General features: G+C 45.6%; 17 protein-coding genes. 3 read left to right on the forward strand and 14 right to left on the reverse strand.

Translation table 11 applies throughout. The features are described 5' to 3' along the window. Positions 1-61: 61 nt before the first annotated feature. From tolA to ruvC, 10 genes are all read right to left on the reverse strand, one after another. A complete protein-coding gene (gene tolA, locus ABL924_RS10105) occupies positions 62-1,447 on the reverse strand; it encodes a cell envelope integrity protein TolA (protein WP_349026966.1) in 1,386 nt (461 codons plus the stop codon). 7 nt (positions 1,448-1,454) lie between these two features. Continuing rightward, positions 1,455-1,856 carry an ExbD/TolR family protein gene (locus tag ABL924_RS10110; protein WP_349026967.1) on the reverse strand — a complete coding sequence of 134 codons (402 nt, stop codon included), beginning with the start codon at positions 1,854-1,856 and terminating at the stop codon, positions 1,455-1,457. Between the two features lie 23 nt (positions 1,857-1,879). Beyond that, complete coding sequence (gene tolQ / locus ABL924_RS10115; RefSeq protein ID WP_349026968.1) at positions 1,880-2,557, reverse strand: protein TolQ; 678 nt, start codon at positions 2,555-2,557, stop codon at positions 1,880-1,882. Beyond that, positions 2,547-2,954, reverse strand: coding sequence for a tol-pal system-associated acyl-CoA thioesterase (ybgC, locus tag ABL924_RS10120; protein WP_349026969.1), 408 nt, complete (start codon positions 2,952-2,954; stop codon positions 2,547-2,549). The genes tolQ and ybgC overlap by 11 nt, the downstream gene beginning before the upstream one ends. Beyond that, on the reverse strand, positions 2,947-3,978 hold the full coding sequence (ruvB, locus tag ABL924_RS10125) for a Holliday junction branch migration DNA helicase RuvB (RefSeq protein ID WP_349026984.1): 1,032 nt from the start codon (positions 3,976-3,978) through the stop codon (positions 2,947-2,949). The genes ybgC and ruvB overlap by 8 nt, the downstream gene beginning before the upstream one ends. Before the next feature lie 537 nt (positions 3,979-4,515). Then, positions 4,516-5,097 carry an ankyrin repeat domain-containing protein gene (locus tag ABL924_RS10130; protein ID WP_349026970.1) on the reverse strand — a complete coding sequence of 194 codons (582 nt, stop codon included), beginning with the start codon at positions 5,095-5,097 and terminating at the stop codon, positions 4,516-4,518. 106 nt (positions 5,098-5,203) lie between these two features. Further along, entirely contained in the window at positions 5,204-5,491 is a 288-nt protein-coding gene (locus ABL924_RS10135; RefSeq protein ID WP_349026971.1) for a type II toxin-antitoxin system RelE/ParE family toxin, read from the reverse strand. After that, the gene (locus ABL924_RS10140; RefSeq protein ID WP_349026972.1) at positions 5,478-5,729 is read right to left on the reverse strand and encodes a CopG family transcriptional regulator; all 252 of its coding nucleotides are present in this window, start codon (positions 5,727-5,729) and stop codon (positions 5,478-5,480) included. The genes ABL924_RS10135 and ABL924_RS10140 overlap by 14 nt, the downstream gene beginning before the upstream one ends. Positions 5,730-5,913: 184 nt before the next feature. Next, the gene (gene ruvA / locus ABL924_RS10145) at positions 5,914-6,522 is read right to left on the reverse strand and encodes a Holliday junction branch migration protein RuvA (protein WP_349026973.1); all 609 of its coding nucleotides are present in this window, start codon (positions 6,520-6,522) and stop codon (positions 5,914-5,916) included. Beyond that, positions 6,519-7,016: a crossover junction endodeoxyribonuclease RuvC gene (gene ruvC, locus ABL924_RS10150; protein ID WP_349026974.1), complete on the reverse strand. Its 498-nt coding sequence runs from the start codon at positions 7,014-7,016 to the stop codon at positions 6,519-6,521. Before ruvC ends, ruvA begins: the two co-directional genes overlap by 4 nt. Positions 7,017-7,246: 230 nt before the next feature. On the opposite strand from ruvC, the gene ABL924_RS10155 reads away from it, so the two are divergent. Next, entirely contained in the window at positions 7,247-7,837 is a 591-nt protein-coding gene (locus ABL924_RS10155; RefSeq protein ID WP_349026975.1) for a hypothetical protein, read from the forward strand. A 162-nt stretch (positions 7,838-7,999) separates the two neighbouring features. Here the strand turns inward: ABL924_RS10155 and ABL924_RS10160 are convergent, their stop codons facing one another. From ABL924_RS10160 to serA, 4 genes are all read right to left on the reverse strand, one after another. Then, on the reverse strand, positions 8,000-8,530 hold the full coding sequence (locus ABL924_RS10160; protein ID WP_349026976.1) for a transposase: 531 nt from the start codon (positions 8,528-8,530) through the stop codon (positions 8,000-8,002). Between the two features lie 103 nt (positions 8,531-8,633). Next, a complete protein-coding gene (locus ABL924_RS10165) occupies positions 8,634-9,380 on the reverse strand; it encodes a YebC/PmpR family DNA-binding transcriptional regulator (protein ID WP_349026977.1) in 747 nt (248 codons plus the stop codon). Positions 9,381-9,596: 216 nt separating this feature from the next. Next, positions 9,597-10,238 (reverse strand): HAD-IB family phosphatase, encoded by a 642-nt coding sequence (locus ABL924_RS10170; RefSeq protein WP_349026978.1) that lies wholly within the window; start codon positions 10,236-10,238, stop codon positions 9,597-9,599. Beyond that, the gene (serA, locus tag ABL924_RS10175) at positions 10,235-11,821 is read right to left on the reverse strand and encodes a phosphoglycerate dehydrogenase (RefSeq protein ID WP_349026979.1); all 1,587 of its coding nucleotides are present in this window, start codon (positions 11,819-11,821) and stop codon (positions 10,235-10,237) included. The genes ABL924_RS10170 and serA overlap by 4 nt, the downstream gene beginning before the upstream one ends. 2 nt (positions 11,822-11,823) lie before the next feature. Between serA and ABL924_RS10180 the strand changes: the two genes are divergently transcribed. Further along, positions 11,824-12,414, forward strand: coding sequence for a TlpA disulfide reductase family protein (locus tag ABL924_RS10180; RefSeq protein ID WP_349026980.1), 591 nt, complete (start codon positions 11,824-11,826; stop codon positions 12,412-12,414). A gap of 3 nt (positions 12,415-12,417) precedes the next feature. Beyond that, positions 12,418-12,843: a protoporphyrinogen oxidase HemJ gene (hemJ, locus tag ABL924_RS10185; RefSeq protein ID WP_349026981.1), complete on the forward strand. Its 426-nt coding sequence runs from the start codon at positions 12,418-12,420 to the stop codon at positions 12,841-12,843. The last annotated feature ends 283 nt before the right edge of the window (positions 12,844-13,126 follow it).

Genomic DNA, 13,126 nt, shown 5'->3' on the forward strand with positions numbered 1-13,126 from the left:
TCTTCAAAGCATTAATATATCATGAATATCAATAGGATATTAGCAATAGTTAAGCCTAACTTTAAGAATTAAAATTAAAAATAAGCGGCTTAAAATATTTGTAGAATAATTCTCTATCTGGCGGGACAGGTAGTGGTGAAGCCTTGTTGATAGCATTTTCTACCGAACGGGCAAATAAATCATTACCGTTACAGTTGGCAGTAGCGTCCATTACTGTTCCATCGGATGTTAGCTTTACTTTTACAGTACATCTCGAACCGGTAGAACCAGGCGGTGGAAACCAGCTATTGTGTACTTTGGTCGATATAAGATTTTTGTATTTTGCGATTTCGGCTGCATTTGCAGCTGCGCTGGCTTTTGCCGCCTCTGCTTTGGCTTGTGCGGCGGCTTCGGCTTTAGCCTTCTTATCAGCTTCGAATTTTGCTTGTTCTGCGGCGGCTAATTCGGCAATACGTTTTGCTGCGGCTTCTTTTGCTTCAGCTTCCGCTGCTTTTTTGGCTTCAGATTTTGCTTGAGCAGCCGCTTCTGCGGCAGCTTTCGCTTTTGCCTCGGCGGCGGCTTCTTTTTTAGCTTCGGCAGCCGCTTGCTTTTTCGCTTCTGCTGCTGCGGCTTTTTTTGCCTCAGCCTTTTCCTTGGCGGCTGTATCCGCTTTGACATCAGCCGCCGCTTTTTTGGCTTCTTCCTTAGCTTTTGCTATTTCCAGTTTTTTTGCTTCAGCTTTGGCCTCGGCGGCAGATTCTGCTTTAGCTATTTCTTTTTTCTTGGCCTCTGCTTTTTTATCCGCTAAGGCTTCAAGTTTTTTGGCTTCATCTTTTGCTAAAGCTTTAGCATTTTCTTCTTTCTTTTTTGCATCTGCCACTTTTTTTGATTCAGCTTTTTCTTTGGCGAGTGCTTCTGCTTTAGCTGCTACCGCCGCTTTTTTAGTTTCTTCCTTTACCTTCGCTTCTTCCTGCTTTTTTGCTTCGGCCTTTGTCTCGGCGGCAGCTTTAGCTGTTTCTTCTTTCTTAGCCTCTGCTTTTTTTGCGGTTTCTTCTTTTATCTCAGCTTTTTTTGTCTCAATGGCTTCCAGTTTTTTTGTTTCAGCTTTGGTTTTTTCAGCCGCTTCCTTCTTAGCCTCTGCTTTAGCCTGGGCTACTTCCGCTGCTTTTTGATCAAGCAATTCTGCTTGTTTTTCTTCGGCTTTTTTAGTTGCAACTGCTTGTTCCTTTTCCTGCTTTTGTTCTGCTACCTGCTTGGTTCGTTCGACAGACTTGCTTGCTGTAGGTGTTTCCGTTATTGCGGGAACACTTGTATCCTCTACGGTTGTGGCATGAATGATGACTGTAGCTAACTTCGATTCCTCTGCTTTAGGCTTAAAAAATGCGCTTAAGCCAAACAACCCCAGTAAAGTAAGATGCAAAACTAAGGCTAAAGTGAAGGCCCTTGTATGCTTTTTTTGACTATCCATTTAACTTTTATTGGTTGTCTTCCAACTTGCAGAGGAATCCCATATCAGGCACTCCAGCATTTTTTACTGCTAAGATAACCGTGAATACGGAACCATAACCCACGCTTTTATCAGCATTAATCTTAACTTGAGCGTTTTTATTTTTGCTTAACAGCGCTGTAATACGGTCTTTTATCTCATCTGGTTGCACCAATTCCTTATTCTCGTCATCGACATTAATATAATGTTGTCCGTTTGCCTCGATTGAAATAACTATATGGGGGACACCTTCTTTTTGCTCGATGACAGAAGATTCACCTACAGGTAAATCCACTTCCACACCCGTTTGCAACATAGGTGTGGTTATCATAAAAATAATTAACAATACCAAGGTCACGTCGATATAAGGGACGACGTTGATTTCAGCCATTGGTTTTCTGCGCTTGGTCTTTCTCATTTCATGTGCGCCTGTCTTTGTAGCAATACGACGAATTCTTCGACAAACAATTCGTACCGACCCGTTAAGCTATCCAGCCGCGTAGAAAAACGGTTGTAGGCGACCACCGCAGGAATCGCAGCAAATAAGCCGATAGCCGTTGCGATTAACGCTTCGGCAATACCCGGTGCAACCTGCGCCAAAGTTGCTTGTTTGACTGTGCTTAATGACATAAAGGAATTCATGATCCCCCATACGGTGCCGAATAAACCGACGTAAGGACTGGTTGAACCCACTGTTGCCAGAAAAGCCAAATGCTCATCTAGGCGATCAAGCTCTCTCGACAACTCAATACGCATGGCACGTTGGGCGCTTTCAACTTGCACCATCGGCTCGACGGTTCCGGTTTGCCGCATCCGTGAAAATTCTTTGTAACCCGCCAGAAATATTTTTTCTATGCCTTCCGGTTCAAAATCTTTTGCCGCCAGTTTTCTGTAAAGATCAGCTAACGCCACGCCTGACCAAAATTCGCCTTCAAACTCTTCAGTAATTTGTATTGCGCGGCTAAGTTCTTTGCGCTTGGAAAATATGAAAGTCCAGGATGCCACGGATGCCACAATCAGTATTAGCATGACAAATTGGACGACAAAGCTGGCCTCAAGGACGAGATGAAAAATGGACAAATCAGTATTCATGTTTTAACTGCTCTAATAAATTTTCAGGAATGGCTTTGGGTTTCAACGTATTTACATCAAGGCAAGCAATGCGTACTTCGCCCGCCACTAATATTTCGTTATCCCGTGTTATGTGTTGTACAAATTCGATACTGGCTTTTTTAAACTGTTTTATATCGGCGCTTACCGCTAATAACTGATTAAACCGCGCCGGTTTTTTATAATCAACTGCCAGGGAACGCACGGCAAAGATGATGCCTTCACTAACCATCAGTTCATCCTGCTCGTAACCCATTGCCCTGAGCAATTCGGTTCTTGCCCGCTCAAAATATTTCAGGTAATTGGCGTAGAACACCACGCCACCCGCGTCAGTGTCTTCATAATAGACGCGAACAGGCCAAAAAAACGGTTTATTCAAACAAATCCCCGGAAACACCCAAACTTTTTGGGGGCTTCATGCCAAAGTGCAAATATGCTTGTTGCGTGACGACACGACCACGCGGCGTACGCATGATGAAGCCTTGTTGCAATAAGTACGGTTCCAAGACATCTTCTATCGTGCCACGCTCTTCATTAATTGCCGCAGCCAAGGTATCTAGTCCCACTGGGCCACCGGAAAAATTGTCTATCATCGCCATCAATAATTTACGGTCAAGTGCATCAAAGCCGTTAGTATCCACACGCAACATGTCTAGAGCCTGAACAGAAATAATTTCCGTTATTACTCCATTCGCCTTAACTTCGGCATAGTCCCGCACCCGGCGCAGCAAGCGGTTGGCGATACGCGGTGTACCACGGGAACGACGGGCGATTTCATAAGCCCCTTGCGGTTCCATGCTAATGCCTAATACATTCGCCGAACGCATGGCAATACTGGCTAACTCTTCAACCGTATAAAATTCCAGGCGTTGGACGATACCGAAACGATCCCTAAGCGGCGATGTCAATAAACCAGCCCGAGTTGTCGCACCGACTAAGGTAAACGGCGGCAAATCCAGCTTGATCGACCTTGCGGCAGGACCTTCCCCTATCATCAAATCCAGTTGGTAATCCTCCATCGCTGGATACAAGATTTCTTCAACTGCGGGACTCAATCGATGTATTTCATCAATAAACAGCACGTCATGGGCTTCAAGATTGGTCAGCAAAGCCGCCAAATCCCCCGCTTTTTCAAGCACCGGCCCTGAAGTTTGGCGAATATTAACACACATTTCCGTGGCGATGATATTGGCTAAGGTGGTTTTACCTAGGCCAGGAGGGCCGAAAATCAGGACATGATCCAAGGCTTCCTTACGTGCCGTCGCCGCTTGGATGAAGATTTCCATTTGGGCACGCAGCTCTTGTTGGCCAACGTAGTCAACTAAGCGTTTTGGCCTTATAGCGCGGTCTTGGCGTTCTTCGTCGGGCTGGCTGTTGCCGCTTATCATGCGGTCGGATTCGATCATTAATTAAAGGTAAGTTGGCTTATGACGTGGCTACAATAAACGAAAAGGCATTTTGCCTACATGGAATTCCATCTTATGCATTACTAACTGTCAGAAAAAGTCATTAATAAATGAACAAAAGTCACAATAATAAACACATATACCGCCATGTTTGCGAAGCGAGCTGATATCAAAAACAGTTTATTATTGGTTGGTAGTAAATAGTAAAACAAAAAAAGTACATTTGGGGTAAGAAATAAGCATACTAAAACTGCAGAATACGAATGCGTACGCGCCCACAAAACACGTATTTGATCGGTATATGGGATTAACAACTTATCCTTATGAGGTTGCTGGTACATTGCGCTATGTTGTACGCAACAAATGCCAAGTACATCCTGTGCTAGATAACTTTTTCTTTCATCAATGCAGTTGTTATATGTCCCGATCCCTTCTATCTCATTCCTCATATAAGAATTCAGCGATAGCAGTAACGGGAAAAGATAAAATAAAAACCAAGTGAACCAGTTGTGATTGTTGGTTATAAGCTTGTTATCAATGTTGTGTGCCATTAAGTAAGCCCTTAATCCTTTCTGTTTTTGCCTTATCAAGTGCTGTAGTTCCATCACGACTGCGAATGTTTTTATTTGCACCTGAATTAAGCAACTCTATTAAGGCTTCGGCATGACCTGTCTGAGAAGCCTTCATTAAGGCTGTTTCCCCATAACAATTTTGCCTATCGACATCAGCGCCTCGTTTAATTAAAAATTTTATTACTTCGGTATCATTTGCAAATGCAGCATCCAAAAGTGGTGGACCCGAACGGTCAAATTCATTCACATCAGCACCTGCATCAATTAATTGATTTAAAATTGGCATGAATTTTGTACTGTTCCGTAAATTAGGAATAGTGTAATGTATCGGCCCATCATATCCAGCACCGGGTTCTAAAGAACCTGCTTTACCTTCAGCTATCATTTTTTGGACAACCACTTCACTTCCGTAATGTTGAAGTGCTTTCATAAGAGGTGTCTCTTCCGAGCCAAACGATAACATTAAATGTGCGGCGAGTGTCCATGGCAAAAAACACATCGTCAGTATTCCAAATGAAACAATAATGGAAAATATTCTATTCATGTTTATCAATCTTTAACATGCGCTAACGTAGGATGTTGATGAACGAAGGGACGAGCATCTTTCGCGATTGATGCGGTTCGTGCATCACCAACACAAGCGCATTAAACTAAAGAATTCTATCAATATCTTGACGGCTTAATATACTGATTATTTCTACCGTATCATCCATGATGCGGTAAAAGATGCTGTCTACGCCGCACACGCTCCGCCGGTATCCGGCGCGGATATAATCCACGGACGGGTAAAGCATAGGGTTGTCCGCGATTTGCCCGAAGCGTTCAAACAATGCATTAAAATAGCTGTCGGCTTGCGCTTCGCCAAATTGGACTACGCCATACTGGTATATACGCCATAAATCCTCCTTGGCGGCTTCCGTAAGCCTATAGCTTGCCATCGCGCCGCAGTTCTGCCTTAAATTCGGCTTTCATGTCTTCGGCAGTCTGTTCGACAAACCCGCTGGTTTCGGCTTTGACCAGCTTGGCGTGGATGTAGTCAAGTCCGCCCTGCTGTGCCCGCGCCTTGCGGATAAGGTCGTTGACGATTTCGCTTTTGCTGGTGTACTCCTCGCTTTCAACCAAGGCATTAAGCCAGTTGTCGTTGGGTGTCGTAATGGTGATGCTTTGTCTGGGCATGGCTATTTTCGGATTTGGTGCAATTATGATACGTTTTTACACCATTTCTGCAAGCATTGTCAAAGTTAAGCTCTGAACAAGTTGATTCCGCTCATGGTTCGACAGGCTCACCACGAACGGAATCAACGCCTAACCGTTCGTCCTGAGTTTGTCGAAGGACTTTATCAGAGCTTCCCAAATAACCCTATCTCACCGCACCCTGCAACGCCAGCCGGATAATCTCCTCACAACTTTTGCCTTCGACACCGATATTTTGCACCATTTTACTAGCATCTAAGGGCTTATAGCCTAATGAACATAAGGCACTGATGGCTTCCTGCTTGGGGCTGGCATTTGATATAGTCATTACCGAGCTGACTGTCTCGATGTTAGATATTGACGATTCCCCCAAATCCGGCAAGCGGTCACGCATTTCAATGACCAACCGTTCGGCGGTTTTTTTGCCTACGCCGGGCAACCTTACCAAGGCTTGGGTGTCGTTATTGTAAATACAGCGATGGAATTCTTCGGCGGTCTGGCCGGATAATATCGTCAATGCCAGTTTAGGGCCGACACCATTGACCTTAATCAACGTCCTGAACATCGTTCGGTCGGCTTCGGTGGAAAAGCCGAATAAAATGTGTGCATCTTCCCTTACCACTAAATGCGTATGCAACAAGATTTCAGTACCGATGGCGGGTAGGTTATAAAACGTGGTCATCGGCGCTTCCACCTCATAACCCACGCCTTGCACATCCAGCAACAATAAGGGCGGGGCTTTGTGGATCAGTTTGCCGCGCAAAAAGCCGATCATTTACCCCAACCTTTTTGTAAGCGCAACGCAGTCTGCTGATGATGGGCATGGCAGATACAAATGCCCAGCGCATCGCTGGCATCAATTTGCATTTCGCCTTGAATATTTAACAGAATTTTAACCATGTGCTGTACTTGCGTCTTTGCCGCATTACCTTTCCCGACGACGGCTTGTTTGACTTGCTTGGCAGAATATTCAAACACCGGCAAACCCGCCGCCTGCACTGCGCAGATCGCCGCCCCACGCGCCTGACCCAATTTTAAGGCAGAGTCGGCGTTGATGTGCATAAATACCTGTTCGATAGCCATTTGCTCCGGCTGATAGCGTTCCACCACTTCCAATAATCCTTTGAATATCTGCTTAAGCCGCTCAGGAAAATACTCCGCCGTCACCCGAATACTGCCGCTGGCGATGTATTGGAAACCGTGCGGCGATTCTTCAATCACGCCGTAACCTGTCAATCGTGAGCCGGGGTCTATGCCTAATATTTTCATTAATCATTGTAAGTTGGGGTGTGGTACGAACCCCAACATTGGAGGCTTAACACAAAATTGACTGGGATTATGTGGAATATTCACGCATTTTTCCGGTAAATTACCTCAGCAAAAACTTTGTTTGGTTGGTATTTTATCACCGTAGCATAGCCTTAGAGTAAGGTTTAACCTTAAAACTGGATAAGACGATGTTAACACTAAAGAAAATTTAACTTTTTTGGAGATAATTTATGAGCAAAAACATCAAAAATATTTTTGTAACAATGACCTTGCTTGCGTCATTTTGGGGCGTGATAGCGAATGCAATGACAGACCCTGTTATCTATCCAGCTTGCGTTTCCATAGCAGGGAAACCTTCTGTTTTAGGGTCACAGGCGCAAAAGCGTTTTTTAGCCATAAATAACGCTTTCGACGCTGCCTTAAGCTATTCTCGAAATACCCTTGGGTTAACCGATACCTCTGCTGATGGGATAATTTGGGGAATAAATTCTGCCAAATCAGAGTGGCTAAAATGGCGCGGCTTTCTTGATAACCTGGATCTTAGGATTATTAATGTCGCTCTGGCGCTTGGAAGTCCTAATATCAAGATACACGAATTCTTAGTTATTCCAGTGAATCGTTCAACATCTATGGCGTATAACTTTGTACATAATAACCCCAATGAAACCTTAGCCAAACGCTGGTTAACATTAAGGAAGAAATTACAGTCAATTATTTATCTTTCCGATAAGCTCGCACAGGATGGCGCTGAGTGCAGTATCAATCCCTATTTTCAGACTCCATTAGTGGTATTTAACCCCATACCACCGTTTGTTAAATAATCAACTGGCACAAATAGCCTGTTATCTATGTTTTTCATCGTTCCCACGTTCTACGTGGGAATGCCGCAAGGGGCGCTCTGCGTCCCGTACCGCAGGAGCGGTACAAGAAATGTTCCCACGCGGAGCATGGGAACGATGAGAAGTTTGCTCCAGCGTCACGTCTCACCAAACATCTATCTCCATCAAGCCAACCTGCCCCGCGTAGTTACTCGCACTCGAATAACGCCAGTGTTCAGGCAGGTTTACGTAGCCGCGTTTTACCGGATTGGCATGGATGTAATCTAATTTCTCGCGCATCATCGCCTCGCTAAATATCAGTTCGGCATGTACGCCCTCCTGCCAAAACTGAAATTCCCGATCCTGCTTGTGCGCTAATTTGGCAAAACGCAAGCGTGCCAACAACGTCTGTGCATTCTGTAGCTTAAGGTAGTCGATAATCTTCCGGGCAGTAAAGGATTTGAAGCTGCTCACGCAAAGGTTTAAGTTTTGCGCTTGGGCGATAAAGTGTAAATGATTTTCTAAAATGACGTAGCCATACAGCCGTAAGCCTTCGTTTTCCCGTTGGTATCGCCAATAATCCGGCAAGATTTCTACCGTGTCAGGACGAGTAAAAACAGGCAACCATTCTACAACGGTACAGGTCAGAAAGTGAGGTTTATCGGGTTCGGTTATGGTGTAGCGTCTTCTTCCCATTTGTTGGTTGTATTATTGGACTGGACGCTGGAGCGTCTGGGGTTGCGTTCCCACGCTGGAGCGTGGGAACGATATGCTGTGATTGTTTAACTTGTTTTTTGGTTTACTCCAAGCCTTCCATAATCTCATCACTAATATCCGCATTGGAATAGACATTCTGCACGTCATCCAGGTCTTCCAGACGGTCAATCAGGCGCATCATTTTCTCGGCGGTTTCGGCATCCAACTCAGCTTGGATTGCTGCTTGCATCGTGACTTCGGCGTTATCCGGCTCGAATCCCGATGTAACCAAGGCTTCTTTGACGGCAAGATACGTTTCTGGCGTGGTCATGACATCCACGGAACCGTCGTCATAAGCGACCACATCCTCAGCGCCCACTTCCAGTGCGGCTTCCATTAGGGCATCTTCGTCGATACTGGGTGCGTAGCTGAGTATGCCTAACTTGTTGAACAGGTAAGCCACTGAGCCATCCGTACCTAAATTGCCGCCCGCTTTGGTAAAGGCATGACGGACTTCGCCGACGGTGCGGTTGCGGTTATCGGTCAGGCAATCGACGATGACCGCCGTGCCACCAGGGCCGTAACCTTCATAGCGGACGTTTTCGTAATTTGCGCCTTCCAATGCACCAGAGGCTTTTTTGATGGCGGTGTCGATGGTGTCTCGGCGCATATTGGCACCTAATGCTTTGTCGATTACAGTGCGTAAAGTTGGATTGCTTGCCGCATCCGGCCCACTGGTTTTTACCGCTACGGTGATTTCGCGCAGCATTTTGGTGAAAATTTTTCCGCGCTTGGCATCTTGCCCGGCTTTTCTATGTTTGATGTTAGCCCATTTACTGTGTCCAGCCATTATCTCTCTCTACAATTACAGTCTTAAAAGTTGGAATTTTACCAGTCCGTTTATCGCTTATCGAATGATGGCTATCTTTGTGGCAAAAAAATCACTGCCATTTCTAACGATAGTGAGAAATCTTATTTTAGGTAGCCTAAGATTTCTCACTACCGTTCGAAATGACAAAACACAATCAGTCGAACAAATATTGGTTTATTATTGCACAAATGAAATTTATAAAATGTATGCTAAAACAGCCATCAAACTAGCTTCTTTTGTATAATTATCAGCTAATTGTCGCACGATAGGTCGGTCACATATACCACCAAAGCCTATGACGGTAACGCCCGGTTGTTTAGCTTCCATATCCGTTTTGCCATCGCCGATAATGGCTAAAGATTGCTTACCATTCAGCAATTGCTTACAAATCTCCCCTTTGCCACCTGACCTCGCCAACGGGGAAATCACATCAAAGCTTAAGTAACTACCGTCGGAATTAAAACTGACATCGACTGCATGGACATTATGTTCCGGTACGTTTAAGGCTTTTGCCAACGGCAGGATTGCCTGCCGCAAGCCGCCACTGATAATGTGGACTTCCTTGTCCTGCGCTAATAAGGTGGTGAAGACTTCTTTAACACCATCTACCATTTCTTGGATGTACAAATCAGCCAGTTTGGCTATGCCGGTCTGGCTAGGCTGTATGGTCTCCAAGCGCTTTCCGTACACTGCTTCAAGCGGCAGTTCTCCATTCATGGCAGCATCGGTCAGGCGAGCCATTTCTTCGCCCACACCTGCCCACTTTGCCAATTCGTCTATGCCCTCTATCTTGCTTAAGGTACTGTCGCAATCAAAGCAAATTACGTCATAACTCATAGACTAATTTGCTTGGCGTTGCACACCGGGGTGAGATTGCAAATTTGCTGCATGATGGTATCCGGCACGGGCTCGGACACGCTAATAACTGCCATTGCCTGATCTTTGACATCGACCGTACTCACTTGCATCCGAGTGATATTGATATTGGCATTACCCAATACCGAGCTGATTGCTGAGATCACGCCCGGCCTATCGTCATGACGAGTAACTATCAAAGTGCCTTCTGGGACAACTTCAATATCAAAATGGTTGATGCACACCAAACGCGGCTGGCGACCGCCTAACAATGCGCCAGAAAGTGAGATGCTTTGATCAGCGCAATGCCCAGTGACTTTGATTAAGGAGACGTAATCGGGCGAGTCCTTACAGGTTGATTCAACTAATGCTATGCCTTGGCGTTTGGCGATATTTTCGGCATTCACACGGTTAACTGGCGTGGATACCTGACCACTTAAGATGCCGATTAAGGCCGAAACGGATACCGGACGCACCGCAGCATCGGCGGCTCTACCGTACAACGCAACTTCAATCTTGGTGATCGGTTGGTTAGCTAAGCCAGCAAGTATTTTACCCAAAGCTGTAGCTAAGTTCATAAAATCATGCGACTTATTGAGATCTTCTGCCGATACTCTGGGTAGGTTAAGTGCGTTAACCGCTTCTCCGGTTTTCAAGAACAACACCGCTTGCCGTGCGATTTCAACACTCACCGCCACTTGTGCTTCTGACGTTGATGCGCCTAAGTGAGGGGTAAACACGATGTTTTCCAGTTCCAACAACGGCGATCCGGCTGGCGGTTCGTTTTCGTAAACGTCCAGTGCCGCACCCGCGCATTGCCCATTTTTTAAGGCGTCGTAAAGGGCTTTTTCATCAATCAAGCCGCCACGGGCGCAGTTAATAATCCGTGCGCCTTTTTTCATTTTGGCAAATTGCGCGGCACCGATAAGGTTTTTGGTTTTTTCAATCAGCGGACAATGCAAGGTGATGTAGTCGGCGCGGCTGACCAAATCATCCAAGCTAACGGATTCAACACCGTATTCTGCGTAGATTTCTGGGGCTACAAACGGATCGTAAGCAATGACTTCCATTCTTAAACCCAAGCCACGCGAAGACGCAATACGACCAATGGTGCCAAAACCTACAATGCCTAAGGTTTTATGTGCGATTTCTGCTCCAACCAAGGTACGATCCCATTTACCGGCGCGTACGGAACGGTCGGCGGCGGGTAGCCTTCGGCTCAAGGACATCATGTGGGCAATCGCCAATTCCGCCGTGGTGGTGGCATTGGCATCGGGGGTGTTCATGACGATCACGCCCATTTCGGTTGCCATGGGAATATCGACGTTATCTACGCCGATCCCAGCACGACCGATTAATTTCAGATTTTTGGCGGCTTCCAACACTTTTTTGGTGACTTTGGTGTCGCTGCGGATCAACAAGGCATCGTACTCGCCAATGATGTTACAAAGCCCTTCTTCATCAAGGCCGGTTTCGATATGAATTTTAATGCCGGACTCGGCTTGCTCGTTTAAATAGTTAATGCCGGCTTCTGCCAATTTGTCGGAAATAAGGATTTTTTTCATGTATGTTAAAAACCAAAAGAAAAGACGCTAAAAATCCAATAGTTTACCAGCTTTGGTATAATCGGGATATGTTGGATGTGAACTTACAACGTGTTAAAACCAATCCGTGGCTAAAAGGACTCTTGTTGATCGCGTTGATCGCGCTTGCCTTATGGATGGCGAGAAGCGAGAAATATACTTTTACGCCCAACACCACTTTCACCACGATCACCGGCAAGCATTTGGCATTGCAAGACTTGCAGGGAAAGCCCGTCCTCATCACGTTTTGGGCGACCAGTTGTGGAAGTTGCGTGAAAGAAATTCCTCACTTGATTGCACTGTATAAGCAGTTTCATCCGCAAGGGCTTGAAATTATTGCGATTTCGATGGTTTATGATCCCCCGAATCAAGTTGTCGCCATGACCAACGAAAGTAAATTGCCTTATCCTATTGTGCTTGATCTCAGCGCTGAACATGCCAGAGCATTTGGTCGGGTGTGGGCAACGCCGACGACATTGCTGATTGGTGGTGATGGCACGGTTGCAAAGCATGTCGTTGGTGCATTTGACGTAACAGATATGCAAAACCGCATTCAACATTTACTAAAAGGATAAGCGATGCTCTGGTTAAAAGCCTTACATTTGATTTTTATGGTCACCTGGTTTGCTGGGTTGTTTTATTTGCCGCGTTTGTTTGTTTACCACGCCATGAGCGACGATGCCATCAGCATTGAGCGGTTTAAAGTGATGGAACGCAAGCTTTATTACGGCATCATGACTCCCGGTATGATCCTGACTTTCCTCTTCGGCGTTTGGCTGCTAATCGCTTACGATTGGGATCTGTACGGCAAAAGCGGCTGGCTACATGCCAAACTGGGACTATTGGCTATCTTGTTTATTTACCATATCGTCTGCGGCAAATGGCTGCTAGATTTCAAATATGACCATAACCAGCACGGGCATGTTTATTACCGCTGGATGAATGAAGTACCGGTATTATTTTTGATTGCGATTGTGATTTTGGCGGTGGTTAAGCCATTTTAGGCAGAACGTAAGAATGGCGGAGATGAGCTAACTAATTCATAGTTAAGATCTCACCTTACGCACACTTAAGTGTCTGAAGCTCATCAAAAGTGTAATGGTCAAGTAAAACCGGACACTTTTTTAGACAGCCTTTCTATAAAAATCCCGAGAGTGTTTACATAAAGATACATTTTGGCTATAGTAGCTTCCTTAATCCAAAGGAGGCGCGGCTATGGCAATCTGTAAACATTGTGGTGTTGAAGAATCGGTAAAGCATGGTCGAGTCAGAGGCAAGCAACGCTAT

The sequence above is a fragment of the Methyloglobulus sp. genome (genome assembly GCF_040079455.1).
GTDB lineage: Bacteria > Pseudomonadota > Gammaproteobacteria > Methylococcales > Methylomonadaceae > Methyloglobulus.

Coding starts and splice junctions, on each gene's coding strand:
- tolA (WP_349026966.1), bottom strand. CDS start 1,447: ATGGATAGTCAAAAAAAGCATACAAGGGCCTTCACTTTAGCCTTAGTT.
- ABL924_RS10110 (WP_349026967.1), bottom strand. CDS start 1,856: ATGGCTGAAATCAACGTCGTCCCTTATATCGACGTGACCTTGGTATTG.
- tolQ (WP_349026968.1), bottom strand. CDS start 2,557: ATGAATACTGATTTGTCCATTTTTCATCTCGTCCTTGAGGCCAGCTTT.
- ABL924_RS10130 (WP_349026970.1), bottom strand. CDS start 5,097: ATGAATAGAATATTTTCCATTATTGTTTCATTTGGAATACTGACGATG.
- ABL924_RS10135 (WP_349026971.1), bottom strand. CDS start 5,491: ATGGCAAGCTATAGGCTTACGGAAGCCGCCAAGGAGGATTTATGGCGT.
- ABL924_RS10140 (WP_349026972.1), bottom strand. CDS start 5,729: ATGCCCAGACAAAGCATCACCATTACGACACCCAACGACAACTGGCTT.
- ruvA (WP_349026973.1), bottom strand. CDS start 6,522: ATGATCGGCTTTTTGCGCGGCAAACTGATCCACAAAGCCCCGCCCTTA.
- ruvC (WP_349026974.1), bottom strand. CDS start 7,016: ATGAAAATATTAGGCATAGACCCCGGCTCACGATTGACAGGTTACGGC.
- ABL924_RS10155 (WP_349026975.1), top strand. CDS start 7,247: ATGAGCAAAAACATCAAAAATATTTTTGTAACAATGACCTTGCTTGCG.
- ABL924_RS10160 (WP_349026976.1), bottom strand. CDS start 8,530: ATGGGAAGAAGACGCTACACCATAACCGAACCCGATAAACCTCACTTT.
- ABL924_RS10165 (WP_349026977.1), bottom strand. CDS start 9,380: ATGGCTGGACACAGTAAATGGGCTAACATCAAACATAGAAAAGCCGGG.
- ABL924_RS10170 (WP_349026978.1), bottom strand. CDS start 10,238: ATGAGTTATGACGTAATTTGCTTTGATTGCGACAGTACCTTAAGCAAG.
- serA (WP_349026979.1), bottom strand. CDS start 11,821: ATGAAAAAAATCCTTATTTCCGACAAATTGGCAGAAGCCGGCATTAAC.
- ABL924_RS10180 (WP_349026980.1), top strand. CDS start 11,824: ATGTTAAAAACCAAAAGAAAAGACGCTAAAAATCCAATAGTTTACCAG.
- hemJ (WP_349026981.1), top strand. CDS start 12,418: ATGCTCTGGTTAAAAGCCTTACATTTGATTTTTATGGTCACCTGGTTT.